At 66.1% G+C, this 23198-nt stretch carries 27 protein-coding genes; 9 read left to right on the forward strand and 18 right to left on the reverse strand.

All coding sequences use genetic code 11. From position 1 onward, the window contains the following. Positions 1–281: 281 nt before the first annotated feature. Genes VXD91_RS16455 through VXD91_RS16470 form a run of 4 tightly spaced genes read left to right on the forward strand, consistent with a single transcriptional unit; the run spans position 282 to position 3058 of the window. On the forward strand, positions 282–884 hold the full coding sequence (locus VXD91_RS16455; RefSeq protein ID WP_346415923.1) for a hypothetical protein: 603 nt from the start codon (positions 282–284) through the stop codon (positions 882–884). 58 nt (positions 885–942) lie between these two features. Further along, complete coding sequence (locus VXD91_RS16460) at positions 943–1452, forward strand: hypothetical protein (protein ID WP_293016956.1); 510 nt, start codon at positions 943–945, stop codon at positions 1450–1452. Further along, positions 1449–2324, forward strand: a complete 876-nt coding sequence (locus tag VXD91_RS16465) for an RAMP superfamily CRISPR-associated protein (protein ID WP_293016957.1) — start codon at positions 1449–1451, stop codon at positions 2322–2324. Before VXD91_RS16460 ends, VXD91_RS16465 begins: the two co-directional genes overlap by 4 nt. Positions 2325–2332: 8 nt before the next feature. Continuing rightward, positions 2333–3058 carry a hypothetical protein gene (locus VXD91_RS16470; RefSeq protein WP_293016958.1) on the forward strand — a complete coding sequence of 242 codons (726 nt, stop codon included), beginning with the start codon at positions 2333–2335 and terminating at the stop codon, positions 3056–3058. A 7-nt stretch (positions 3059–3065) separates the two neighbouring features. On the opposite strand, the gene VXD91_RS16475 is transcribed toward VXD91_RS16470, so the two are convergent. From VXD91_RS16475 to VXD91_RS16490, 4 genes are all read right to left on the reverse strand, one after another. After that, the gene (locus VXD91_RS16475; protein ID WP_293016959.1) at positions 3066–3494 is read right to left on the reverse strand and encodes a DUF2510 domain-containing protein; all 429 of its coding nucleotides are present in this window, start codon (positions 3492–3494) and stop codon (positions 3066–3068) included. Continuing rightward, entirely contained in the window at positions 3491–3964 is a 474-nt protein-coding gene (locus VXD91_RS16480) for a hypothetical protein (RefSeq protein WP_293016960.1), read from the reverse strand. Before VXD91_RS16480 ends, VXD91_RS16475 begins: the two co-directional genes overlap by 4 nt. A gap of 483 nt (positions 3965–4447) precedes the next feature. After that, entirely contained in the window at positions 4448–5089 is a 642-nt protein-coding gene (locus tag VXD91_RS16485) for a cadmium resistance transporter (protein WP_079481877.1), read from the reverse strand. A gap of 138 nt (positions 5090–5227) precedes the next feature. Further along, positions 5228–5617: a heavy metal-responsive transcriptional regulator gene (locus VXD91_RS16490; protein WP_005148625.1), complete on the reverse strand. Its 390-nt coding sequence runs from the start codon at positions 5615–5617 to the stop codon at positions 5228–5230. A 56-nt stretch (positions 5618–5673) separates the two neighbouring features. On the opposite strand from VXD91_RS16490, the gene merA reads away from it, so the two are divergent. From merA to VXD91_RS16515, 5 genes are read left to right on the forward strand one after another with little or no spacing between them, the layout of a single operon-like run. Next, positions 5674–7077, forward strand: a complete 1404-nt coding sequence (gene merA / locus VXD91_RS16495; RefSeq protein WP_005148655.1) for a mercury(II) reductase — start codon at positions 5674–5676, stop codon at positions 7075–7077. A gap of 26 nt (positions 7078–7103) precedes the next feature. Next, positions 7104–7745, forward strand: a complete 642-nt coding sequence (gene merB, locus VXD91_RS16500) for an organomercurial lyase MerB (RefSeq protein ID WP_005148656.1) — start codon at positions 7104–7106, stop codon at positions 7743–7745. 32 nt (positions 7746–7777) lie between these two features. Next, positions 7778–8068, forward strand: a complete 291-nt coding sequence (locus VXD91_RS16505; RefSeq protein WP_005148657.1) for a hypothetical protein — start codon at positions 7778–7780, stop codon at positions 8066–8068. Positions 8069–8114: 46 nt separating this feature from the next. Then, positions 8115–8615 (forward strand): redoxin domain-containing protein, encoded by a 501-nt coding sequence (locus VXD91_RS16510; RefSeq protein WP_225433764.1) that lies wholly within the window; start codon positions 8115–8117, stop codon positions 8613–8615. Then, entirely contained in the window at positions 8612–9460 is an 849-nt protein-coding gene (locus VXD91_RS16515) for a cytochrome c biogenesis protein CcdA (protein WP_024444598.1), read from the forward strand. Before VXD91_RS16510 ends, VXD91_RS16515 begins: the two co-directional genes overlap by 4 nt. A gap of 136 nt (positions 9461–9596) precedes the next feature. Here VXD91_RS16515 and VXD91_RS16520 read toward each other — a convergent pair whose 3' ends face one another. From VXD91_RS16520 to VXD91_RS16585, 14 genes are all read right to left on the reverse strand, one after another. Then, positions 9597–10142, reverse strand: a complete 546-nt coding sequence (locus VXD91_RS16520) for a hypothetical protein (RefSeq protein WP_226522004.1) — start codon at positions 10140–10142, stop codon at positions 9597–9599. Between the two features lie 298 nt (positions 10143–10440). Continuing rightward, positions 10441–11469 carry an ATP-binding protein gene (locus tag VXD91_RS16525; protein ID WP_005148661.1) on the reverse strand — a complete coding sequence of 343 codons (1029 nt, stop codon included), beginning with the start codon at positions 11467–11469 and terminating at the stop codon, positions 10441–10443. Beyond that, positions 11457–13421 (reverse strand): Mu transposase C-terminal domain-containing protein, encoded by a 1965-nt coding sequence (locus tag VXD91_RS16530; protein WP_005148662.1) that lies wholly within the window; start codon positions 13419–13421, stop codon positions 11457–11459. Before VXD91_RS16530 ends, VXD91_RS16525 begins: the two co-directional genes overlap by 13 nt. A gap of 123 nt (positions 13422–13544) precedes the next feature. Then, the gene (locus VXD91_RS16535) at positions 13545–14285 is read right to left on the reverse strand and encodes a TnsA-like heteromeric transposase endonuclease subunit (protein WP_011894084.1); all 741 of its coding nucleotides are present in this window, start codon (positions 14283–14285) and stop codon (positions 13545–13547) included. A gap of 80 nt (positions 14286–14365) precedes the next feature. Continuing rightward, entirely contained in the window at positions 14366–15037 is a 672-nt protein-coding gene (locus tag VXD91_RS16540; RefSeq protein ID WP_346415924.1) for a hypothetical protein, read from the reverse strand. Continuing rightward, the gene (locus tag VXD91_RS16545) at positions 15034–15795 is read right to left on the reverse strand and encodes a hypothetical protein (protein ID WP_293016965.1); all 762 of its coding nucleotides are present in this window, start codon (positions 15793–15795) and stop codon (positions 15034–15036) included. Before VXD91_RS16545 ends, VXD91_RS16540 begins: the two co-directional genes overlap by 4 nt. Then, positions 15795–18479, reverse strand: a complete 2685-nt coding sequence (locus VXD91_RS16550) for a hypothetical protein (protein WP_293016966.1) — start codon at positions 18477–18479, stop codon at positions 15795–15797. The genes VXD91_RS16545 and VXD91_RS16550 overlap by 1 nt, the downstream gene beginning before the upstream one ends. Positions 18480–18994: 515 nt before the next feature. Then, positions 18995–19372, reverse strand: coding sequence for a Fis family transcriptional regulator (locus tag VXD91_RS16555; RefSeq protein ID WP_293016967.1), 378 nt, complete (start codon positions 19370–19372; stop codon positions 18995–18997). Positions 19373–19611: 239 nt separating this feature from the next. Beyond that, a complete protein-coding gene (locus tag VXD91_RS16560) occupies positions 19612–19965 on the reverse strand; it encodes a hypothetical protein (RefSeq protein ID WP_293016968.1) in 354 nt (117 codons plus the stop codon). Positions 19966–19994: 29 nt separating this feature from the next. Continuing rightward, complete coding sequence (locus VXD91_RS16565; protein ID WP_293016969.1) at positions 19995–20360, reverse strand: hypothetical protein; 366 nt, start codon at positions 20358–20360, stop codon at positions 19995–19997. 69 nt (positions 20361–20429) lie between these two features. After that, positions 20430–20753, reverse strand: coding sequence for a hypothetical protein (locus VXD91_RS16570; protein WP_293016970.1), 324 nt, complete (start codon positions 20751–20753; stop codon positions 20430–20432). Between the two features lie 57 nt (positions 20754–20810). Beyond that, the gene (locus VXD91_RS16575; protein WP_293016971.1) at positions 20811–21878 is read right to left on the reverse strand and encodes a hypothetical protein; all 1068 of its coding nucleotides are present in this window, start codon (positions 21876–21878) and stop codon (positions 20811–20813) included. Positions 21879–22026: 148 nt separating this feature from the next. After that, positions 22027–22272: a hypothetical protein gene (locus VXD91_RS16580; RefSeq protein WP_293016972.1), complete on the reverse strand. Its 246-nt coding sequence runs from the start codon at positions 22270–22272 to the stop codon at positions 22027–22029. Next, positions 22265–23137, reverse strand: coding sequence for a ParA family protein (locus VXD91_RS16585; RefSeq protein ID WP_293016973.1), 873 nt, complete (start codon positions 23135–23137; stop codon positions 22265–22267). Before VXD91_RS16585 ends, VXD91_RS16580 begins: the two co-directional genes overlap by 8 nt. Positions 23138–23198: the final 61 nt, after the last annotated feature.

A 23198-nucleotide genomic window follows, 5' to 3' on the forward strand; every position in this document is an offset into this window, starting at 1 on the left:
CATCCGCGCCGGTCATCGCCACAATCAGCGGCCCGAGAACGCAGGAGGCGGCCCCGGAACCGGCTCGATGCCGGTCCGAAGCCGCCTCGGGTTGCACCATCTCCCAACCCCTGTGCGCGTTTCGTGCCGTCCACGGTAGCAACACCGACAACCGATCGGCCCGTATCGTGGCCGCCAGCATGCTCTCTGATCCCGCCGCCACAGCGTGGGTAGTCGCCGGTCGACCCGCCGTGGACGCACCGACGCCGGTACCCGGCCGCTGCGGCCGCTGCGGTGAAGATGTGCCCACAGTCGCCAGCCGCCACGTCATCAGCGAGAAGTTCACCAACTTCGACGACTGGCCGTTCGGGTCGCGCCGGCTGTGTGTGCCGTGCGCCTGGGCCTACAGCCGATCGCCAGCTGCGGTGCCGGCGATGATGATCACCGCGGCCACCGTGACCGAGCACCCCAAAGGGATCGGCCTGGCCGCGGTGCTGGCCGCCGGTCCCCTGGCGCACACCCACGCGGTCGTGCTGCCCACCTCGCACCGCCGGCACATCCTGGCGACCGCACAGTGGGGGCATGTGGCCACCGATGGGCTGGTCACCGCGTGGGATGCCGCGGCCGCCGCCAGGCTGGCCGACCTGGCGATGCTGCGGCCGGTGGTGACCGACTGGGTAAGGGCACGCGCGAGCAAGTCCACCAATGGACGCCAGATCGCCATGGAGATCGACCGCGTGCTGCTGCGCGAGATGCCGCCCTATCCCCTGCTGGCCACACAGCCCAAGCAGGACTGGCAGCGGTTTATTGCCGCCTGGACGGGGCTGCAGCCGTGGCGGACGGTGACGGCGCTATGGAGTGCGGCCAAGGTCCTCACTGCCCCGGTCAGCAGCGCCGCCACATAACGCCGGGTGCCGGCTGGGTTCGCCGATGGTGGCGCCACTGGCCGATACGCTGACGCCCATGACCGACGAGCTCACGCCCACCAGACGGTGGCAGGCGTTGGTCCCGGAGCTGCGGTCTTTCACCTTGCAGGGCCAAACCTCCGAGCTGGACGGGCAGTCCCCCGAGTGTGCGCCGCCGATGACGGATGCCGACAGCGCCGCGGCCAGGGCGGCTGACACCGCCGAGCGGCTGCTGCTGCTGGTGCACTATTCCATCGACTGGGACAACAGCTGGGTCGCTGAGGAGAAGTACCGGAAAACCTACTGGGATGAGATCCTTCCCGGGCGGGTGTTCCGGGCCGCGCGGCGGGCCGTCACGCTCGATGAGTGGTGGTCCTCACCGGCGCTGAGGAATCTCGGTGTCCAGCACCCCCGCTACCCGGACCGGCGGCTCGAACTGGCCGAGCTGCTCCGCGAGCCACCAGTACCGGTCTTGCGCATGTTCCAAAACAGCCTGCCGGCTCTGCTGCTGCGGGTGCGCATCATCGCCGAGGCCGTCGCTGACGACCGGAAAGCGCGGAAGCCATGAGCCTCAACACCATTCGCTGGGATATCGACATCGTGGCGCTGTCCTCGATCGTGCACCGCGGCTCAGACAATGACTCCGCCGGCACCGACACCACCGCATCGTTTCGCACCGAGAAGATCATCACCCCGGACGGCGACCTGCTGCAGGTGCCGATCGTGTCCGGCAGCAGTTTCCGCGGCGTCCTGCGCCGGATCGGCGAGGAGCTCACCGCGGCGGTCCTCGACTACGAGGACGCCGCGCTACCTGTACCCGCGGCACATCTGCTGACCAACGGCGGCCGGCTCAGCAAGTCCGCAACGCCATTCACCGACGAGGACGAACGCCACCTCAAAGCGCTGCTCCCGCAGATCGCCGTGTTCGGTGGCGCGGCCTCCGGCCGAATCATGTCCGGGTTGCTCACCGTCGGCAAGGTCCTGCCCGAGGTGGCCGAACTTGCCCACATCCTGCCCCGCCCACCCCGCACGAAGGCACTGCCGGCTGTCTACGCCATCGCCGATGAATCGTTCAGCCACCTGGCCGATCACCGCACCAACACCGCCGAGGCCCCCGCCCGGGGCGATAGCGACGACGACACCAGCCCCCTGGGCCGATTCGAGGTCGAAACTCTCCCCGCCGGCACCCGCCTGCAGACCTGGGTGCGTCTGGCCAACGCCACCGATCTGCAGGTCGCGTTCATGCGAAGTGTTCTCACCGATTTCACTAGCCGCGGCCACCTCGGCGGGCGCGTCGCCGCCGGCCACGGAGCCATCGACGCCGGATTCAGCGACGTGGTCGTCGAACGCGGACAGCTGCCCGGTGAGAGCGTGGACTGGCGGGCTGAACTCAAAACGCGCCGCGCGGAGGCGATCGAGGCGCTTTCCAAGATCACTTGAGCCACACCATGATTGCGCTGCAGATCACCGCCACCACCCCGCACGGCATCGTGCTGTCGCGCCCCTGGGGTGTGGCTTTGGATGGACTGCTGGCCTCGGTGGTGTGGGAGCGGCGGAAACTGGCTGCCCGCGAAGCCGGCGAGTACTTCACTTACCAGCCTGACGGCCCCCAGGAAACCCTGCCGTTGCCGCTGGCGTGCTGCGGCGACCCGGACCGCGACACAGACTGGCACTGGATGGCCACGTTCGCGGACCTGCATCCGCGTATCCAGGCGGTCACCGAGCCCGATATCCGCTGGCGGACATCGCGCACCGATCACCACCGGCTCCAGCAGCTCGCCCCCGTCATCAGCCGCCAAGTCTCCGATACCGCCGGCCGCTATCAGCAGCGTGTCGTGCCTGTTGCCGCGCGGCCGGCGACCCATCTGACCTGGCGTGCGGTCGGTGATCCGGAGGCGATACGGGATCTACTCGCCGACCCCGCCCTTCATTCGATCGGCAAGAACAGGGGCATCGGTGAAGGTGTGGTGACTCGGTGGGATGTCACCGAGACCCCCGACGTCGAGGAATGGTCCGCCGGCCACGAACACGAACCGGGGGTCCTCGGACGGACCGCGCCGCCGCGCTGCATTGAGTACGCCTGCATCGATACTGGCCCCTTGGGTACCGGTGCTCTGCGTCCGCCGTATCTGCATTCGGAGACCCGCGCCGAGGCCTTTCAGCCCGCGCGCTAGCGGCGGGTTACCGAGGCGCGGTGTGGGTGGTCCAGGTGGTGCCGTCCCACCAGCGCCAGTACTGCGGGTTGCCCGGGTCGACGTACCAGGCCGCTGGGGCACGCTGGGTGGTCGGCGCAGGGACCTCGCCGGCCGGCTCGAATTCGACGGTGAACGCGGTGAGTGGACGATTCGGCTCACCGTCGTCCCGCACGGGGTCGCGTTGATCGACGGCGCGGTACAGGTGCACTGCCTCGGCCAGACCGAAGCGTGTGGCGCGGTCGATGTCCGGGGTCGTTACCAGATGGAACAACGGCACGGGTGCACCTGTCTCGGGGTTGGTGCCTACCCGGCTCGGGTCGTATTCGATGACGTACTGGCCATCGAAAATCGTTGGCGTCCCGTCAAGGAGACCGTCGATCCGAATGGTGCAGCGCCCACTACGGCCAGCGTTCATGTGTCTTTCGTCTCCCCCGTCGGATGGTCAGTTCGCTCCCCAGGTGGCCGCAGACGAGCTGCGGCTGTGCACAGGCTCACCGCCTGGTGCTGAACGTCGCGCGACTGCCCCCGGCCCGGGCCGAAGGTGGCTTCGGCGGTCAGGAATGCGCTGTGCTCGGCGATCGCGTCGGTCAAGTCCCACATCACGCTGCTGCGTGCTTCCTCGAGCAGAGCCTCTTGTTCGGCGGCGACGGCAGAGACGATCTCGTCGGACCACATGCGTCGCCCGTCGGTGGTGTCGTACGCCGAATCGGTTGCGCGGTCGGCGATGTCGTCGAGTTGGGTGAGCAGCGAGTTCGCCGCCGCGCCGGCGTGCTGGTCGATGAACATGGTGCGCTGCTCGGCCGGCCACCAGGGCGGGATCGGCAACTGCGCGCAGTAGACCGCTGTTATCTCGGCGTGGAGCTGGTCGACATCCCATGTGCCCATGCGCGCAGTATGGCAGCTGGCACCGACACGTTGACCTACCCGCAATCGGTGCAGATCAACCGGCCACGGCTGTCCGTTCTCATTGAATCTGGGGCACATTTACTAGTCTGACCTGCATTGCCCCAGATTGGATGAGAATTTCGATCGCGACGTTTCTCATTGAATCTGGGGCTACCCTGCTTCCGCGCCCGGCTGCGAGCGCAGCAGGGTAGCCGGAATGGTCTCCTGTCGATTCCGTTGGCTCGGGTACGTCTTCGGTATAACTACTGTGATCGTGTCTCTCGTGACACACGATCATGATTCTGTGGTGCGCTCGCTCGTGTTGGTAGTTCGGGTGCCGGCTGCGGCCTTTGAGCACCTTGGCCACCGCCCGTTTTAGATTGTCATAGCGGATACGGGCCGGGACATCACCAAAGTGGTTGAACGCCAACACATGCCGATGCAGGAGCGCCTCCTGGCCCTGAGTGGTGAAGTTGCTCCGAGCTAGAGGGCGAACGCTCCGCCTTTGATGAGGATGAGGGCCCCGATTGTGATCAGTGCAACGGGCAGAACGATGTGGCCCCAGCGTGAGAGTGCTTTGGCGATGATCGGGTGGGAGGCGAAATATCGGCCGGCCGCGCACCAGATGGCCACACCGATGAGGAACACGATGATGTAAACACCGATGGTGGCGATCGTTGAGACGGCGAAGATCGGAACGTACACGCCGATGTTGTCGCCGCCGTTGGCGAAGGTGATGACTGCGACCTGCCAGGTGCCAGGCGTCAACAGTGTTGCGGGATCATCGGTCGGCGCCGGTTGGGTGCGGCGATCCCGCCAGGCCAGCCATGCCGCCCGCAGCCCCAACACGATGGGCAGCAGCCCGAAGTACGGCAGTGCGGCTGGAGGAAGCAGCGTGGCACCCAGGAGTGCGCCGCCGACCGAAACTGCCAAGATGGCGGTGAAGCCGAGGTACTGACCGGCGGTCACTCGGATGGCTGCGCCACGATGACCGGGCGCCTGGCCGAACATCACCGCGAGGACCACGATGTCGTCGATATTGGTGATGGCGAAGGTGGCGATCGCCTGAACGAGTGTGGCTGGGCTCAGCACGGCCAATGCGACCAGCTTCGAGTGAAATCCCACCGCATCGGGTGAGCCTACTGCTCAGCAGGCCCCGCGCTCCCGCGCACCAACGACCTCCAGTGGGGCGGAAATTCATGACGACTGCCGGGGTCAACGGACTTGACGAAATACATGCCTCCGGTGCCACGGAGGTGGCTCCTAGAGGTATCGACATACGTCATCGGCGCTGCATGATTCCGGGTCGACGCTTTCGGCGCCCTGCCGCAGCCGGGCGATGGTCTCGCGCAGTGCCACCAGTGCGCTGATCTGCTCGTCGAGGTCGGTCAGTCGGATGTCGAGCAGGTCGCGCACGTGCGTGCACGGCGCGTGGCCGCTGTCACGGATGTCGAGGATCTGCCGAATCTGGGCGAGGCTGAACCCGGCGGCCTGTCCCCGTCGGATGAAGCCGACCCGGGCGATCGTGTCGGCGGCATAGTCGCGATACCCCGCCGGGGAACGTTCGGCGGGCGGGAGCAGGCCTTCGTCTTCGTAGTAGCGCAGCGTCGCGGTGGTGGCCCCGGTCGCCTCGGCGAGCTTCCCGATTCTCACGATGTCTCCTCAGAACACTTGACCTTCAAGCCTACTTGAAGGTCAAGGATGGGTGCATGAGTCAGGGATTGGACCTCGCGGTCATCGGTTCCGGCGGCGCGGCGATGGCCGCGGCGATCCGCGCTACCGCGCTCGGCAAGTCCGTCGTCATGATCGAGCGCGGCATCTTCGGTGGCACGTGTGTCAACACCGGCTGCGTGCCGTCAAAGGCCCTGATCGCAGCGGCCGAGGCCCGGCATACCGCAGCCGACACTGCCCGGTTCCCGGGGATCGCCACCACGGCCGGCCCGGTGGACATGGCGGCCCTGATCGCCGGCACGCACGATCTGGTGGAGTCGCTGCGCTCAGAGAAGTACCTCAACGTGGCCGAATCGTATGGCTGGCAGCGCATTCAGGGCCAAGCGCGGTTCGCCGGAACCCCGGACGCGCCCGTCATCGAGGTCGGCGATGCCACCATCGAGGCCGAGCACTACCTGATCGCCACCGGCGCGAACCCAGTCATCCCGCCCGCATTCGAGGGCGTCGCCTACCTGACCTCGACCACCGCGATGGAAGTCACCGAGGTCCCGGAGTCGCTGCTGGTGATCGGCGGCGGCTACGTCGCGTTGGAGCAGGCGCAACTGTTCGCCCGGCTCGGGTCAACGGTGACGGTGCTGGTCCGCTCCACGCTGGCATCGAAGGAAGAGCCGGAAGTCGGCATGGCGCTGCTGGAGGTGTTCGCCGACGACGGCATCCGGGTGGTGCGCCGCGCCACGGTGAGCGAGGTCGAGCAGGCCGACGATCAGGTCACGGTCACCGCGACCATCACCGGCGGAACGCAGCAGTTCCGTGCCGCGAAAGTCCTCGTCGCCACCGGCCGCCGTCCGAACACCGACGGCCTGAATCTCGAAGCGGTGCAGGTCAAAACCGGCGAGAACAACGAGGTCGTGGTGAGCGACGGGCTGCAGTCGTCGAACCCACGGATCTGGGCGGCCGGCGACGTGACCGGGCACCGCGAGTTCGTCTACGTCGCCGCCCATCACGGCGCGATGGTCGCCGACAACATCTTCACCGACGCCGGCCGCAGGGTCGACTACCGCCATCTGCCCCGCGTGACGTTCACCAGCCCCGCGGTCGGTGCGGCCGGGACGACCGAGGCCGAGCTCCTCGCCGCCGGGACACGGTGCGACTGCCGGGTGCTGCCGCTAAAACATGTGCCGCGTGCGGTGGTCAACCGAGACACCCGCGGTTTCATCAAACTCGTCGCCGACGCCGGCACCGGCCGCATCCACGGCATCACCGCCGTCGCCAAGGATGCTGGCGAGATCGCCGCCGCCGCGGTCTACATCCTCGACGCCGCGATGACCGTCGACCAGGTCGCCGGGTCCTGGGCCCCGTATCTGACCATGGCCGAAGGCATCAAAATCGCCGCCCAGTCCTTCAGCGCCGATATGTCCCGACTGTCCTGCTGCGCATCCTGACGCATGGCTCACTCGAAAGGTTCCTGATGCCCAATTTCCTTGACCGCCTGACCATTCCGGAAGAGTCCGGGCTCGACCCGACGATGCTGGTGCCGTTGCTGCGGCTGCTCGCCGCCGGCGAGCCGGTCACCGTGGAGGCGCTCGCCGCGGCCGTCGGCCTCCCGGTTGACGAGGTGACCCGGCGTCTGGCCGCGGTACCCGACACCGAATACGACGAGCAGGGCCGCATCGTCGGCCAGGGCCTGACCCTGCGCCCGACCCGCCACCGATTCACCGTGGCCGGCCAAGAGCTCTACACCTGGTGCGCCCTGGACACCCTCATCTTTCCCACCATCCTGGACCGGCCCGCCAGCATCGAATCCGAATCACCCGTCAGCGGGCACCCGATCAGGGTCTCGGTCGGCGAAAACGGTGTCACCAGCGTGCAGCCCGAGACCGCGGTGGTCTCGCTGGTCAACCCCGACGACCTCACCTCGATCCGGTCCTCATTCTGCAACCAGGTGCACTACTTCACCTGCGCGCAGGACGCCGCGCCGTGGCTCGCCGAGCACCCCGAAGGTCAGATCGTCAGCGTCGCTGAGGCCCACCAACTCGGCGCAGCCCTGACCACACAAATCCTTACCCAGCTCCATACCCCGCCAACTGCCCACCCCGGCTGCTGCAGCTGACCAGCCGCACCCAACCTGATGAGGAGAAATCAATGAATCAACGTCCACGAAGAAATCCCGTGCTGCTGGGTGCGGCAGCGGTGCTGGTGACGGCCCTGTGTTGCGCCGCGCCAGTCCTGATCGCCGGCGGCGCGCTCGCCGCCGTGTGTGGACTGCTCGAGAATCCATGGGTCATCGGGGCAGCCGTCGCGCTGCTGCTGGCGGCTGTGGTCGCCTTCGCCCGCCGCGGTCAACGCGGCGATCACTGCTGTCCCGCCGACAGCCATTCACCCGCGACGCACACGCTCGACGACCTGACGAAAGGAAGCATCGACAATGTCTGAAACGCGTTCGTTTACACCCCACAGGTGGGCGGGCGTTACGGCTGTGATGCTGGCAGCGGGCGCGCTGACCGCGTGCGGCCAATCGGCCACAACCAGCAATCCGACCTCACCGCCACACGCCAACGCCACAACCCAGGCGACGGCGGCGACACTGACCACGGTGGACGGCAAAACCGTCGAACTGCCCGCTGCCGCCCCGACCGCGATCCTGTTCTTCTCCTACGGGTGCGGCGAATGCGTCGGCGGCGGTAAATCCCTGGCCGCTGCTCGGGCGGCCGTGGAGAAAGCCGGAGGCAGCGCCAAGTTCCTAGCCGTCGACATCGTCCCCACCGAGAAACCCGCCGATGTTCGCCACTTCCTGGACCAGATCGGCGGCACCAGCCTGCCCGCGGTCGTCGATACTAACGGGGCCCTGACCAGCCGCTACCAGGTGACCGCGCCGACCACCGCCCTCGTCATCGACCCGTCCGGGCAGATCAGCTACCGCGGCCACGCCCCGTCCCAGGATCAGATCCTGGCCGCCCTCGGCAGCAGCGCCGCACGGTGAACCTGCTCGCGCTCGCGTTTACCGCTGGCATGCTCGCCCCGGTCAACCCCTGCGGGTTCGCGCTGCTACCGGCGTGGATCACCGGCACCATCGCCACCGGCGGCACCGATGCGGTGCTCGTGCGGCTGGCCCGGGCACTGCGCACCGGGGCCGTCCTGACCATCGGGTTCACCGGCACCCTCACCCTCGCCGGTATCGCGATCAGTGCCGGTGCCCGGACCCTGGTGACGGCTGCTCCCTGGCTCGGGATCACGATCGGGCTCACCCTGGCCATCTTGGGCGGCTTCATGCTCACCGGCCGCACCATCGGTCTGCGTATGCCTGCCCGGACGCGTCATCGGCCGGACTCCCCAACAGCCGGTGGTGTGCTCGCGGCCGGAATCGGCTACGCCCTGGCGTCACTGTCCTGCACCTTCGGGGTACTGCTCGCGGTGATCGCCCAGGCCCAGGCCACCAGCGGATGGGGCGGTCTGCTGGCAGTGTTCACCGCATACACAGCCGGTGCCGCCACCATCTTGATGCTGGTCAGCGTCGGCACCGCCATCGCCGGCACGGCCCTGACCCGGCATCTGGGTATCCTCGCCCGCCACGGGACCCGCGTCACCGCCGTTGTCCTCATCGCCACCGGCGCCTACCTCGCGTGGTACTGGCTGCCCGCGGCCACCGGGCACACCGCCAGCGGCGGCAACCTGCTCACCGGCTGGTCGGCCACCGCGACCGGATGGCTGCAGGACCACGCCCTCCCGGCCAGCGTCATTGCCGCCTTCGCTGTGGTGGTCAGCGCGGTGGCCGCGTGCTGGACCACCCACCGCCGGCCAATCACCGGCAAGCAGCGCCGCCGGTGATGATTCACCGGCCGATACACCCAGCCAGATACCACTGTCCCTAACGATTAGAAAGCCGATAGATACAACCGTCGGACACAGTCAGATGCACACCACAAGTGCCTTACTGATAAGGCACATTCAAGACTGCCGACCCCTAAGCGCGACACGCCAGTTCTGCGCCGTCTGAGCGTGTCGTCAATACGGCAGTGGCGAATAGGCGTCGGTACTGCGCCCATTGCTCGACGGGGGTGGCGTCGGCATGGTGGGCGCCGGTGCGTTCGTTGATGCGGTCGAGCAGTAGCGTCGGCCAGGCGGGTTCCGTTGGCGTCCTGGGCTGTTCAACCCGAGGGCGAGCTGTGAGCAATGTTGCGGCTACGGCGATCACATCGGGGTAGGCCACCACGTGCGCTTCTAGGCCATTCTGCAGAATCCCCGCCGCCACGTGACGCTCTGCGTGAGCCCAGAAGACCAGGATGTGGCGGGCGTCGCCCAAGGCGTCATGAAGGTCGACCTCTGAATACTGACGGGCCAAGCGCCGATGCGTGCGCCCGGCACTGAGCACCGTGGGCCGGTCACGAAGATCCACCTGGTCGTCAAGAACGCGCGTTGGTGAACCGATCCAGCGTCGGTGACGGTGGCATACGGAGACATGTGCAGGCAGGTAGCAGTAGACGGGTTCGTGTATTCCCTTGCGTGCCATACATCTTTGACACAAAGGGCGGCGGAGATATTGCTTGAGCGCGGTGGGGTCGCCAGCAAGCCCGCAGAGACGGGACCGGATTACCTGCTCAGGTTGGCCGCTGACGACGGCCAACCAGTCCGGTCGCGGCCGGGCTGCGCATGATTCGGCGACATGGCCGCGCAGTGTGGAGACGCCGATATGGTTGGCGCGGGCCAGCCTGTCGATGTAGGACGATACGGCTTCCCAACGGAACGGTGCGATCGTTCGCGGGAGCCGCTGGCGTGGTCCGCGCGGCCACGGCCTGACAGTTGCCACGTCAGCTGGCCGTGCGGGCCGCGGCCGTGTGGGCGGCGTAGTCGATCAAAATATCGTCCATGGCCTCGCGGGTGATGTGCTCGGTGCCGTCGAGCATCGCTTGGATTGCTGAAGCCCGGATCAAGTGGGCCAGGCTGCCGATCATCCCGCCGGTGCGGCGGTGCAGGTAACGGGCCTGGGCGACAAGGCTTCCCGGTTCGTGTCGATGCAGACGCAAGGTACCTTCCATGGCGGCGACGAGTTGTCGCCACTCCTTGGCGTCGGGGAATGCGCTGGTGTGGATCACCCCGCAACGGCCGGCCAACTGCCGTCCCCGCGTGCCGGTGAACAGCCCCGAGCGTTCCACTTCGATCCCGGCGTAAACGAATGTCGCAGGCAGATGCTCGGTGAAGTATTTGAGGTGGTCGGACAGTTCTTCGCCGGCGCGGGTGTCGAGGTTGAGGTTGTGGATTTCATCGACCACCACGATGTCGGTACGGGCATCGATGAGCACCTGGCACACGGCATCGGAAATATCGGTCACGTTCATCCGCTGATTGAGCGTGGGAAGCCCCAGAAACCGTGCGAACTCCATCGCCAACTTGCGGGGCGACCCTTTCGGCGGGGCCGTCACATACACCACCGGAATCCGGCTCTCATCGCCGGGAAACCGTGCACGGGTGCGCAATTCGTGAAACCGACCCAGTTGCTTGATCGCCGTAGTTTTCCCCGTCGCTGCCCCGCCGGAGATGATCAGCCCGCGCCGGGCCCCGATCTCGCGCTGGTTGAGCAATGTCAACAGCCGGCCCTGATGGGTGATCGCTTCGATCGCCGACGTGGTGACCACCACCAGCTCCGAATGATGCGCAACCCGGGCCTCGTTGTAGGCCGTCCGCTCGTCCTCACCGAGGCTGGCCCACTCGTCGTCGGCGAGCAACGTGAACTCCGGCGGATCGGCATCAACAAAACGCCGCCAGCCCTCCAGCGTCGTGGTCGGCTGGCGGCGATCCTCTAACTGACCCACCGCCGCAATCTCGGTCACAGTCGCCACGTTTGGGCCTCCTTGCGTGCATCAAACACCGGCAGGGGTATGACCTCCGCCATCTCGCCGTCATCGTCGAAAGTCTCGTTGTCGGCGGCCCGTTCCGACGGTGACGGGCCATGATGTTCGGATGATTCCGTCGGGTCCGGCCAGTCCCGGCCGGCGCTCGCGGCGCTGGTCCGTCCAGTCACTCGGCGCTCGGCTTTCGTCTGCTGCTGCGGCCCAGCGGCGGCGCGGTCCAGCAAGTCCTCCGCGATGGCCGCAATCTCCGCTTCCTGGGTCTTCTGGGCCCCTCTGCGGTCGGCTACGGAGCGGGCGTGGCGCCACAGTGTCTCGCCGAACGGCACCGGCGAGGACCGAAGGTGCGTCCACGTCGCGGCCAGCCATCCGTCTTCGTGGTGATTGCGCACCCAAATCCTCGACACGTCATACGGGTCGTAGTGCACTTCCCACTGTCCGTTACGGGCATCGACCCCGGAATGCTGGCGCCGGTATGGGTTGAGCGCCTTGGCGTCATAGGTGCGATGGTTGATCCGGACCCCGTAACTGTTGATTGTGCGCCACTGCACGGGAAGCAATTCGATATAGTCGTCGGCGTCCAGTGGGACCGGTACATAGCCAGCCACCTCAACGAGGGCAGTGTATTTCTCGTTGGGAGACAACGCTTTCCCCGGCGTCACCGGATCCCGCAGGCCATCGTGGGGGCGGTTCTGCCACACCGCGATGATCCACTCGTCCAGCAGCGCCTGCAGCTCAATCATCGACCACACCGCGTCGTCCTCGGCGTTTTTCCCACGCCGCTCCACCGATGAACCGACGTAACCGGCCACGTACTGTGCGAACAGGGTGCCCACCGACTGCAATGTCCGCTCGATCTTCGGCTTATCGGTCGGGCAGTCGGGATGAGCCGGCTGCAGATTGATCCCCAATGTGCAGCACGCTTGCCGAAATGTTTGGGACAGATACGCTTTCCCGTGATCGCAGACGATCGTCTCGGGAGCGATCACCGGCCTGGCCGCAGCATCGGCCAGGCGCTGATCGACACTGGTCAGGCTGTGGTGCGGAAGTACCGACCGGGACATCCGCAGCGCATCGGCCCATCCCGGGCGCATCGGTTCGGGCGTCAATGCCCGCGCCAAGAGCAGTGACGCGTCCACTGCTTTGGTCGTCGGTCGCAGCACCGCGGCCGGGATGGACCGCGTAGCGTTGTCGACCATCGCAGTCAGCTCGACTCGGTCTACCATGCCGTCATCGAGCACTACCCGTACATCCAGAAGGGTTGAATCGATTTCCACCATCTCGCCGGGGCGCACCACGGTGATCGACCCGAATGGGCCATCGGGCTGCTTGGACAGCGATCGCCGCGTCCGTGCTGACCCGAACGTGTGCCGTCCTTCCGCGAGGCGCTTGACCAGCCGGTAGAAGGTGGGCTGCGACGGCATCGCGGGCGCGTCGTCGGCACCATAGGTGGCCACCAGCGTCTTGGCGACCCGCCGTTGCAGACGCTGCACCGTTCCCGTTGACAGGTCGGTCTCGCCCTCGATCGCATCCCGCACCGCGGCGACGACACGGTCGTCCACACGGCCGAATACCGCGCGCCGCCGATTATGGCGCCCGTCAACCACTCCCAGGAGCCCGTCCCGTTCGTAGGCAAATCGGCGACGCTGCAACGCATTCCGACTCACGTCGTGGCCGGCGGCACGCAGCTCGTCCAACTTGGCCAGCTCACGCTGCCGCAGAGATCGTTTCGCCGTGTCGAACTCTGGGCGGGGACGAATGCCCGCGGCCGTCCCAGGCGGGCGGCCGCTGAGGATCTCCACGATGTGGCGCTCCCACCACCGTGCTTGCTCGACGGCTGCCTCGGGAATGCCAGCCAGCATTTCCTCAGAACACAGTGGCGGTCGCGACCCCGACACCAATTCCAATGCCGGATCAACCATCAGCTGCGAGAGCGGCACCACAATCTGCTCGCCGACAGCGTCAACCAGTCGAGCTGATCCGCCCGACAGGGTTACGACGGTGAAAACACCTGCTGATAAACGGATTTCGTCTCCCTCTCGGACGACACCCGTTCGCACGTCAGGTCACCACCCGGTCCCGAGGCCAATCGCCGTGTCGTCGCCAAGTGCCGCTCCTTGCAGATCGGCAACTAAACGGCCGTGCCAGAGCAGATGAAACAGTACGGGCAGCACCACCAAAGGAGTCCCGACCGCGTGCACACCAGCCATCAACGGACGGACCCGAGCGAAGACCTCCGCCAGTTGATCAGCCAAACCGATCTTCAATACTCGCGGATGCCGATAACCCGACAACCAACGTAGATTCGCCCGCAGCACTGGATCGAGGGAACCGACACGCAGGTAATCCCAACCGACCATCGCGCACGTGGCGGCAGACCGATCGAACACGTCCCGATCAGCGTCAGAGATCCGGTCGTCCTCACGAACGTCGACTACGACGACAGATCCATCGCGGCGCCGCACGAAGTAGTCAGGAGCATGCCGCGTGCCGTCACGCCAATGAATCCAAAATGGTTGCGACAGAACACCAACAACATCCGGATCGGCATCCAACGCCATCAACTGGTCACGTTCTACCCAGGACTCGTGACCTACATGTGCGCCGGTTGTGGCGAACCACCACAGCCCGGGAAAGTTACGCTGACCTCGAAACGAGGGGAAATTCCGCACTGGTGAACAGTCCAACTCAAACCGGGTTGCAGCACATCGGTCCAGCGATTGCCGCGTGCATCCCTCGCGGGTGTTGAACTCCAAGTCCACTGCACTCGCTACACCTGGCCCAGCCGAAACAGCCGACGTCAGCACACATAAACGCTAAGCCTCGTGCCCCAGATTCAATGAGAAAGACACGCACTTACCCCAGATTCAATGAGAATGCCCCAGAATCAATGAGAACGGACAACGGCGGCGGCGACACCGGCCACCTTCGCGGCAAGGGCATCCAAATCTACTGCTGGCGCGTCGGCCATCCACACTTGTGTGCGCCCGATGTCCAGTTGATTCTCAGCGGGGTAGACGCGCCATTCTTGTTGGCGCACCATGACGAAGTTTGTCACCGCGATGGCGTGAAATCGGTTCGGCACCACCACAGTTGAGACGAGTTTTCCGCGGCGGTGGATGGCTGTCATCGCTCGGTGGTTCGCTTTGGTGAAAACGACTTGCTGCCACGGCTTTGCGTTCACGGCGATCACCGCGACGGTGTGTTCGTCGAGGTATCCCTGGTTGCGCCATGGCGGGATGGTCTCGCCGTGGGCGATCATGTCGATCGCGCGCAGCGCGTACAGGTAGCGCCTTTCCTGTTCCTCTTCGGCGGCGTCGGGGGCGCGTTGCAGTTGTCTGATGCGATCGGGTGGGACCCGTGCCGGGGTCCGGCTTGGTGGGCCGTCGGGGGGGTGCAGCCAGCGGCGGACCGTCGCGGGTGTGACGTCGACGTGGGCGGCCACAGCGGCGACATCGACCGGGCTGCGGGCTGATGGCCCGTAGCACTCAATCAGCATGTCCACCAGTCGTTTTTGCGTCCAGCGTGGACCTTTGACCGGCTTGACCCCGTCGGTCAAGGGCGCTCCTCGAACTTGATGTCGTGGATGTCGGCGAAGTCCCAGATGTCGTCCTGGCCGTAGTACCGGCCTTCGTTCATGTAGTCGTTTCCGCGGTCGGTGAGCCACCGTTGGAAGCCGTCGTCGCCGTCCTCTTCGTAGGCGCGCAGCATCGCTTGGACGTCGGTGGTGTCGAGGGGCTGGTAGATCGTGCGGTCACGCCAGTAGGTTTGGCTCTCTTTGACGGGCCCCTGATAGCCGTACACCGACACGTATATCGTGCCGCCGCGTTCGGATGCCTTGCCCAGAGCGCTTTTTCGGAATTCGTCAGCAGCAGCTTTGCGGCCGCGCTTTGTCGATGTCACGCGACGCGCGGCGGTCCTGAGCGATGAGAGGTGCTCATCTGAGGGTTTCTGTGTGCCGGCGGCCCACCGTCGAACTGTGCCCTGCGATACTCCGAGGGCGTCGGCGGCTGCTTTGGCGTTGACCGCGCCGCCGCGGGCACCGCGCCCAAACACGGCCTGTAGTAGGCCTTTCGGGTTGGCTTCATCCGATCTGTCTGCGTCGGTGCGTCCGGTGAGACTGCGCAGGACCCGGTCAGAGAATTTGGCTTTGCTTTTGCGGATGACGTCGCGGACCGCTTTTTTGGATACGCCGAGGGCTCGTGCAGCCGCATCGACGTTGACCGTTTGCCGGCCGCCGGCGGATGGGTCTTCGGTGCGGTAGTCGGAGAGGGCCCCCGTGGTGAGTCCGGGTTTCTTCCGGCGTCCGAAAGCCATTACGCCTCCTCGTTATTGGCAGTCAGGCCGTGGGCGCGCCGCCAGTCGTCGATGGGGTCGAGCTCCTGCTTTCCCTGGTAGCCCCGCCCGTTCAGGTACTTGAGCTGGTCGGCGAGCAGTCCTGATCGTTCCGGCTTGTACTGGCCAAAGCCGCGGCCGTAGGTCTTCGGTCCTCCTGGCCATGCTTTGTCTGGGTCAGCTTCATTGGATGGGTAGAACACGGTGTCTTTCAGCACGGCCAGGGGCCAGTGTCCGGTTTTCGTGCCAATTTCGTTGATGCGGTATGTGATATTGGAGTTGGCCTTGGCCATCACATGCAGCCGGCGCTCAGGGTTGTAGCACGTCTTACCTTTCAGAAAGGGTTCGGACCCGATGATGCCGATGCCGCTGTTGCGAACCACCTTTGACTGGTTGCGGGCCGCTTGGCAGTCGGGGTCGTCGGTATCGAGGATGGTGCTTGCGTCGCGGAGTCGCTCATACCATTGGAGCAGCACCCGGCCGTGCTGTGGCCAGGTGTAGGACTCCAGAATTTCTGGCTCATATCCCATTGCGATGGCCTGCTCCAGCCTCGGCGAGCACACCCATTTGGGTTCAGTGAACTTGTACCCGTGGGGATTTAGTACATAGGGCTGGAGCCAATCCCCTTGTTTGGGAATGAGGGTCAGGTGGTAGGCGGGGACCCGCGGATCGAATGGTGCTCCCTGCGGATGGTGGGTTGGGGCGCCGATCGGCAGTTCTGTTCCTGCGATGCCCGCGACGTAGGAACCGCCTCGGTCGTAAGCGTGCAGAAATGTCATCGCCCGTTCTTCGTCGGTGGGCTCACGCGACCAGTTGAAGTCAGCTTCGACGTCACCAATGTTGAACGGTGGCTCCGTTGTTGACGGGGCCATCACCACGTTCTTCCAGTCCTGCGGCGACCAGGTTTTGGGCCGTGCCTGCAGCATGAGGTCGATCGCGGTGGCACTGGAGCTGATCTTCCACGGGAAGCGCATCGCTCCGGCGAGCAAGTCGAGGCGGCGTGCAACCTGTGCTGCTGTGGGGTCTCCCGCGAAGATCGGCATGGCGACGTCGTCGCCGAGGCCGGCGGTGAGGACTACCCACACTCCTTTGCGTTTGTCGCCTTCGCGGTAGACACGGGTCCACGTGCCCAGCCCCTCCGGTTCTCCATCGGCGATGCCGCCGAATCGCCATCCGTCGTTAAGTGCTTTCTCTACGAACGGGATTCCTGCGGTGAGTGCGCGCAGTGACTTCGATGGGTGCATGTGGTCGATCGAGTCGACATCGACGCCGACGGCTTCGCAGACTTCGACGCTGAGCCAGATTTGGCCGGGCTCGGTGAATGTCTCGGAGAGAGGGAATCCGAGGTTGTGGGTGTAGGCCAGTTCGGCGACCTGCCCGACATGGGTGATCGGCTCGTCGAGCTCCACGCGGGTTCCGTCGGCCAGCCAGAGTCCGTCGGTGTCGAGTACTGCCGCCGGTTTTCCCCCCAACGTTGCCTTGGGTTTGGCCTTCGTGCGGCGCGGGCCGGCAGGTTTGTCTGGTTGTTCTGGCCCTTGATCCTCTGGTGAGGTGTGCGTTGGTGCATCAGGCGCGGCCGCGGTTGTGTTCTCTTCACCGGCCGCCGGTTCGGCTTCGTGATTGTCGGCAGCAGTGGTTTCGGGTTCCGTTGCGGGAGTGTGCTGTTCGTTGGGGCCGGTGGGTTGATCGCTGGCGATGATGTCGATGCCGAGCGCGTCGGCCAGTGCTTCGCCCACTTGGCTGGTGGACTCTGCGAGCAGCATGGCCAGGATCGTTTCGCCGGTCAGTTCCGCGCGGGCAGTGACGGTCAGTCGGCCAAGCCGAGTGTGGGTGTCGGACAGGTCAACGGGGCTGCCATCTTCTGCGGGGGCTGGCCCGTAGATCATCGACGTGCCCTCGATGTACACCGGCCACGCGTGGTATTCGCGGGAGATGCGCATCGCGGCCCGCCGGCCACGCATGCGGTTGTGGGTGGCGATCGCCGCGGCCCAGGCTGGTTGGTAGTGGTGCCGAAGGCTCGCGTCGGTCCAAATGTCTGGATTGGCAAGGGCATTGAGGTAGTCGGCTGCCGCCGTGTCCACCAGTGCCAGCATCGTCGGGTCGTCGGCGAAGGTTTCGCGGGCCTCCCGCAGCCGGGTTGCCCACGCTTCCAGGACGCGGGCTTTCTGTTGCCACACAATGGCTTCGGTGATGCCGAGCTGCTCGACGGTCAGGCCGGCGCCGCCGTCGCGGACGGCGTTGGTTAGGCCGTCGAGGTCTTCGGTGGTCAGCCAGGCCTGCACGCGGTGGTCGGGGGCCATGAGGGGGTGCGGCAGTGGCAGGGTGTCGGGCAGCGTCAGTTCGTCGGCGGCCGGCAGGTCGGCCAGCCAGAGACCGAACGCTCGTTTCGGTGCTGCGGCGGCCGCGGCCGCGGCGTCGCCGTCGAGTGCCTCAGATTTCCCGTATCCGAAGGTGAGCATGCCCGCAGACGCCAGCGCGGGGGCCATCTGGGATATCCGGACAATTTCGTCACTGTGACGAACCTCGTGTTCCACCTGGTCCGCGGTCATCGCCCAGGCCGGTTGAACTCGGACTTCGGGTGTCGCCCACGACGGCAACAGCCCCGGTGCCGACACCACAGCGCCGCGCTTTCCCGCGCGGCTCGCCATTACACGGTCGGCCAGCACGGCTCCCGACAGTGCACCCGTGGTCTCGGGAAGCACTCCCAGCGCGGAATACCAGCAGCCCAGGCGGCGGCCGAGCTCGCCGGCGTCATCGGCGACCGCGGTCTCCCCCGCCGCCAACCATGGCTGCTGTTCGGCGAGTACTTCGACGAGGACACGGCCGGTGCCGCTCCCTCGCGCCAGGATGAATTCCGGGCCCGAGCCTTTGCGGAGTTCCCATCCGTCGTCGACGAGCGGGGCGAGGGCACTGCCGAGGTGTGCTCCCGGATCCGCTTCGGTGTCGTCGGGTGCGCCGGCCAGTAATGCGACCGCGGCGCCGACTACCCACACGCGGGCGGGTCTGGGTTCTTCACTGATGCCGGGAATCGGTTGCAGGCCACCATGTTTCCCGGCAGCCCAGGCGACGAGCTTGCCGAGTTTGTCGGCGCTGTCGACGGGATCGGTCAACCGCCGGCCCGCGACGGTGAATGACCCCGCCACGGTCAGGATCAGGACGTGGCGCCCCAGGTCGGCGCTGCTCATGATGTCCCGTCTCGGTAGGGGCGCAACCGGGCACTGGCCCCCTGCTGAGTCATGCCGAGGACGGCTCCGATCTCGGCGTAGGTAGCGCCGGCGTCATAGGCAGCAGAGGCGGCCGGCCGGTCGTCGAGGCCCGCGGCCCGCAGCAGCGCCGCGCGGGTGAGCTGAACATCTTTGGTCTCCGCGGCCACTCCCCGTTCGACGCCTTTCATCAGGCGTGCGCGCTGGGCGGGGCTGACTTTGCGGCGTGCGACGCGCCGCAGCCAGATGTCGACGGCCGCTTCCAATGAGGAATCGGCCATCTTGGCGGCGAAGGTTCCGGCATCTCGTTGCGCCGCAGCGTGAATCAAGGCGACTGTCGGATCACCGGTGGTCATCAGCGCACCCTTCCTGCTGCGGTCTTCGTTTCCGGCGATGCTATCGAGCGTCCCGGACACGTACAAGCATTGCTTGTGCGTTTCCACAACTATTACTTGTGCCGCTGCTGTTCCGTGTCAGCTACAGTCCCCTGCCCCCGGGTAGCCCTGAGCAATGTCTGTTGCCCGTGCCGGCCGGCATGACGCATGGTCAGCCGACGCTGTTTCCCTTGTTGCGCAGCATTATTCGTTGATTCTGGCTAGACCCGTCCGTCGATTCGGACTCGCAGCGTAGCCCAAATCTGCTCAGCCAGGCCGGTCTGCTCAGCCGGGCCGGTCAGCTCCCACACTGGGTGCGCCCAGTCGTCCTCGTCGTACTGTTCGGGTTGTACGCAGGTCAGGGTGAGCGGTTCTAGCCGCGGCGGGCTGCCGGGGACGTACCGGAACACCGTCGGTGGCTCGGTATATCCGTAAGTGCTGGCTTCGATGTCACGCGTCAGCAACGGGGCGAGCTCGTCGACGTTGACCATGCTCGCCGGGATGTGGTCTGGGGTTCCGTAATCGACGATGAATCGCTCGCTCGACCGGTCGATGACGGTTTCGTTCGTTTCCACGTTCGTTTCCATGACTCGCTGTTTCCTTGTTAGGTGTCTTGCCCCTGCGCCGGCGCCGGGGTGTCTGGCGCCGCTGAGCGGCGGAGGTCGCGTAGGTATGCCCAGAAGCCGATGTAGCCCAAGAGCACGATCGCGCTGAGGACGGCGATTCCGTCGACGAACAGTGTCGCGACAGTGTCTCCGATCGTTGTCTCGGTCCACGGCTGGGTGCTCAGGTGCACGGTCGTGATCACGATGGCGCCCACGCCGATCAGACCGGAGAGCACCAGGAGCACGACGGTGGCCAACTGCCGGCGGCGTTGGCTGCGACCGGTCACTTTCGACGACCACGCCAGGCACACCGACCCGGCGAGCATCAGTGCAACGGGTGAGACCATCAGCGCTTGTTCGGGCATGGCCCTAGTGTGCCCCCGCCCTCGGACACGTTGGGCAATCTCTCACTCCCGCGGCTGGACGGTCCGGCGTCAGTTGCCGTCCATCGCCGCGTCCAGGGCGTCCCACCCGGTGTCGGACAGGCGGCCTCTGCCGTTGCCGGCGGCAAGCATGGCGGCCGCCATGTCGGCGAGGGTGTCGCGGGTGGAGCTGAATTCGTAATCGAGGTTGGGTTCGGCGACCCGAACCCGCTTGGGCAGGTTTCCGGAGAGGATGCCTTGGACGATGGTCACGAGCGTGGGTTCGCCGCCGAGCAGGCCGCCGGCGGTTCCCCCGGGCTCGGTCGGCAGCGGGGTGCCCTTGGTGGTGTAGGTGACGGTGCCGCGGGGCGTGCTGAACGTGATGTTGGTACTCATGGCGCGTCTGGTTTCTCCTACGGGGCGGCGGCGGGGCGGGCTGGCGCGGTTGGCTCGTCATGGCGCACTCAGGGGCAGTCCGTTGGTGGTGTCGGTGAGGCTCTGGCGCAGTGTTGCCAGTCGCGCGGCGAGGTTGGCGTTGAGGTCGGCGAGCTCGGTGGTGGCCTCGTGGACGTCCCCGCGGTGCAAGGTGTTGCCGGCGGCATCGATGTGCAGTTGGCGCACCGCGTCGTCGGTGATGCGGTGGCTGCTTTGGTCCAGTGCCCCGATTTCGGTGACGACTTTGTCGATCGGTGTGAGTTGGGCGCGGTAGTCCTGCAGTTGGCGCACGAGTTCGGCGAGGGTGTCCCACGCGGCCGTGGCCGCGTCGGTGATCTCGTTGTTGCGGCGGGCCACCGAGTCGGCGGGGTCTTTCGTGGCCGGCGGGACGAGGTTGGCGCGGGCGCGCCAGATGCGGTGCGCGCGCACGTAGATGTCGTTGAGGGTTGATGGCAGGTCGACGCGGACGCGGTTGATGTCGAACAGGCTGCTGTTCCACGCGGCGCTGGATCGGATGTCGCGGCCGATCAGTTGGGCGACGGCAACCAGGTGCGGTTCGCGCCAGACCAGGGCCGCGGCGCCGGGCTGCATGCGCCACAGCCACCGCTTGTGCCATTCGCGGCGCAGGGTGTCCGCGCTGGCGTAGCGGTCGAGTTCTTCGGGCACGGCGGGCCAGTCCAGCGCGGCGGCGTCGAAGGCGGCGATCTCGTCGTCGGTGTACACCCATTGCGGTTCGGGGCGGTGCCGCCAGTGAAGCCAGTCGGTGGCCCGGGCCAGCCGACCCCGACGGACTGTCAGAGCGCGGGAGACGGAGATGTCAGTGAGGTCGTCCCCGTGCTGATCCGCTTTACGTTGAAGGGCGATGGGCAGGGCGGCGGCGTCGACGGCGTTCGAGCGTGGAAGGGCCGCCATGATGTCGGCCGCGCTGTAGGTGTACGGCAGGGGTGCGCGGACCGCATCGTCGATCGGTGGTTGCAGCGGCACGCTGCTGTCCCGCACGTAGTCGTCGACGTCGGGCCACTCCCCCCGCTGGTCGCTGCCGGGTCGCTGGAGGGCCGCATCAGCCCTCTCTGAACGGTTTTGCACACGTCCACTATGGGTGCTGACTGCGACACCACGGACGAACGCTCACCAGCGCGGCATGACCCGGGCCGGCGGGGCTGTGATACGTCCTGTTGGGCCGCTGAACACCACGTCTCAGCAGCGCATCCCGTCACCGATGCAGAGTCGCCCGTTACCGGCGTCCGGGGTCCAGCGGCGCGGTGTCGGGGTAGATCTCCTGACCGTTGTTGTAGTCGCGGGCGATCACGGCGAGCTGAGCCATGATCGCCTCACGCAGGAACTGCGCGATCGTGTAGGACCGGCCGGTGACGCGCCGCACGATGCGGACCGCGGCCCGTGCCCGCAGATGGAGGTCGCGAGGGATGTTGACCTTGCTCAGCCCGTCCACTTTGGCGGATTTGGCGGTCTCGTCAGGCATTGACGGCCGCGTGGAACATCCCCTGGCCCTTCATGTGGGTAATCACTTTCCAGTAGTCCTGGGTCACCTCTTTGGCGCGGTACCCATACAGCGGGACGGGTAGGTAGTTGGTGTAGGCCTCGTCGACGATGGAGCTGCGTCGGACCGGCGGGGTGACCTTGGCGCCGAACCCTTCGTGCAGGAATTCCATCTGCTCCTTGTAGACCGCTCCGGTCGCCGGCACCGCGCACGGCACGATCGCCAGCAGCGGAATGTCGATCCGGAACGTCTTTTTGACGATGGCAAGCTCGCGCATCAGGGCTTGAATGCCCTCTGATTCCTTCCCTGAGGGCTTGGTGCAGGTGATTAGGCCCCAGGCGCCCGCAGGGCCGTCTTCGTCGATGGAGGACGCAATCAGAGCGGTTGTGACCAGCGCACTGTTAGACCCTGGAGAATCGATCAGGGTGACGTCGACCGGCTTGGCGGTCTCCAGCGCGTCACGCAGACGCATCACTCCCCCAACCACCGCTGGCAGCTCGACCATCAACTTGTCCAGGGTCGACCGTGCGGCCGGGACGATGGTGAGGTTCTCGATCAAGCCCTCGGGGTCCGTGTCGTCGTATTCGGGTTCGCCGTCGTTGCTGTAGCCCAGCAGGACCCTCGCGGGCCGTTCGACGTCGTTGATCTTGGCCTCCAGCCGCAGCACGTCGGCGATGGTGGCGCCCTTGATATCGGGGTAGCCCAGCCAGGTTGAGGCGTTGGCTTGGGGGTCGAGATCGATGATGCGAACGCGCAAACCTGTGTGGGCGAGGATGACTCCGAGGGTGACGGCGGTGGTGGTTTTTCCGACGCTGCCGGACATGTTGGCGACCGTGTATGTGGCCATGAGCGGTTGTTCTCCTAACACTGAGAGCTAGTGGCCGGTGATGCAGGCTGCATCACTCAGG

The organism is Mycobacterium sp. SM3041, from assembly GCF_039668335.1.
Lineage (GTDB): Bacteria > Actinomycetota > Actinomycetes > Mycobacteriales > Mycobacteriaceae > Mycobacterium.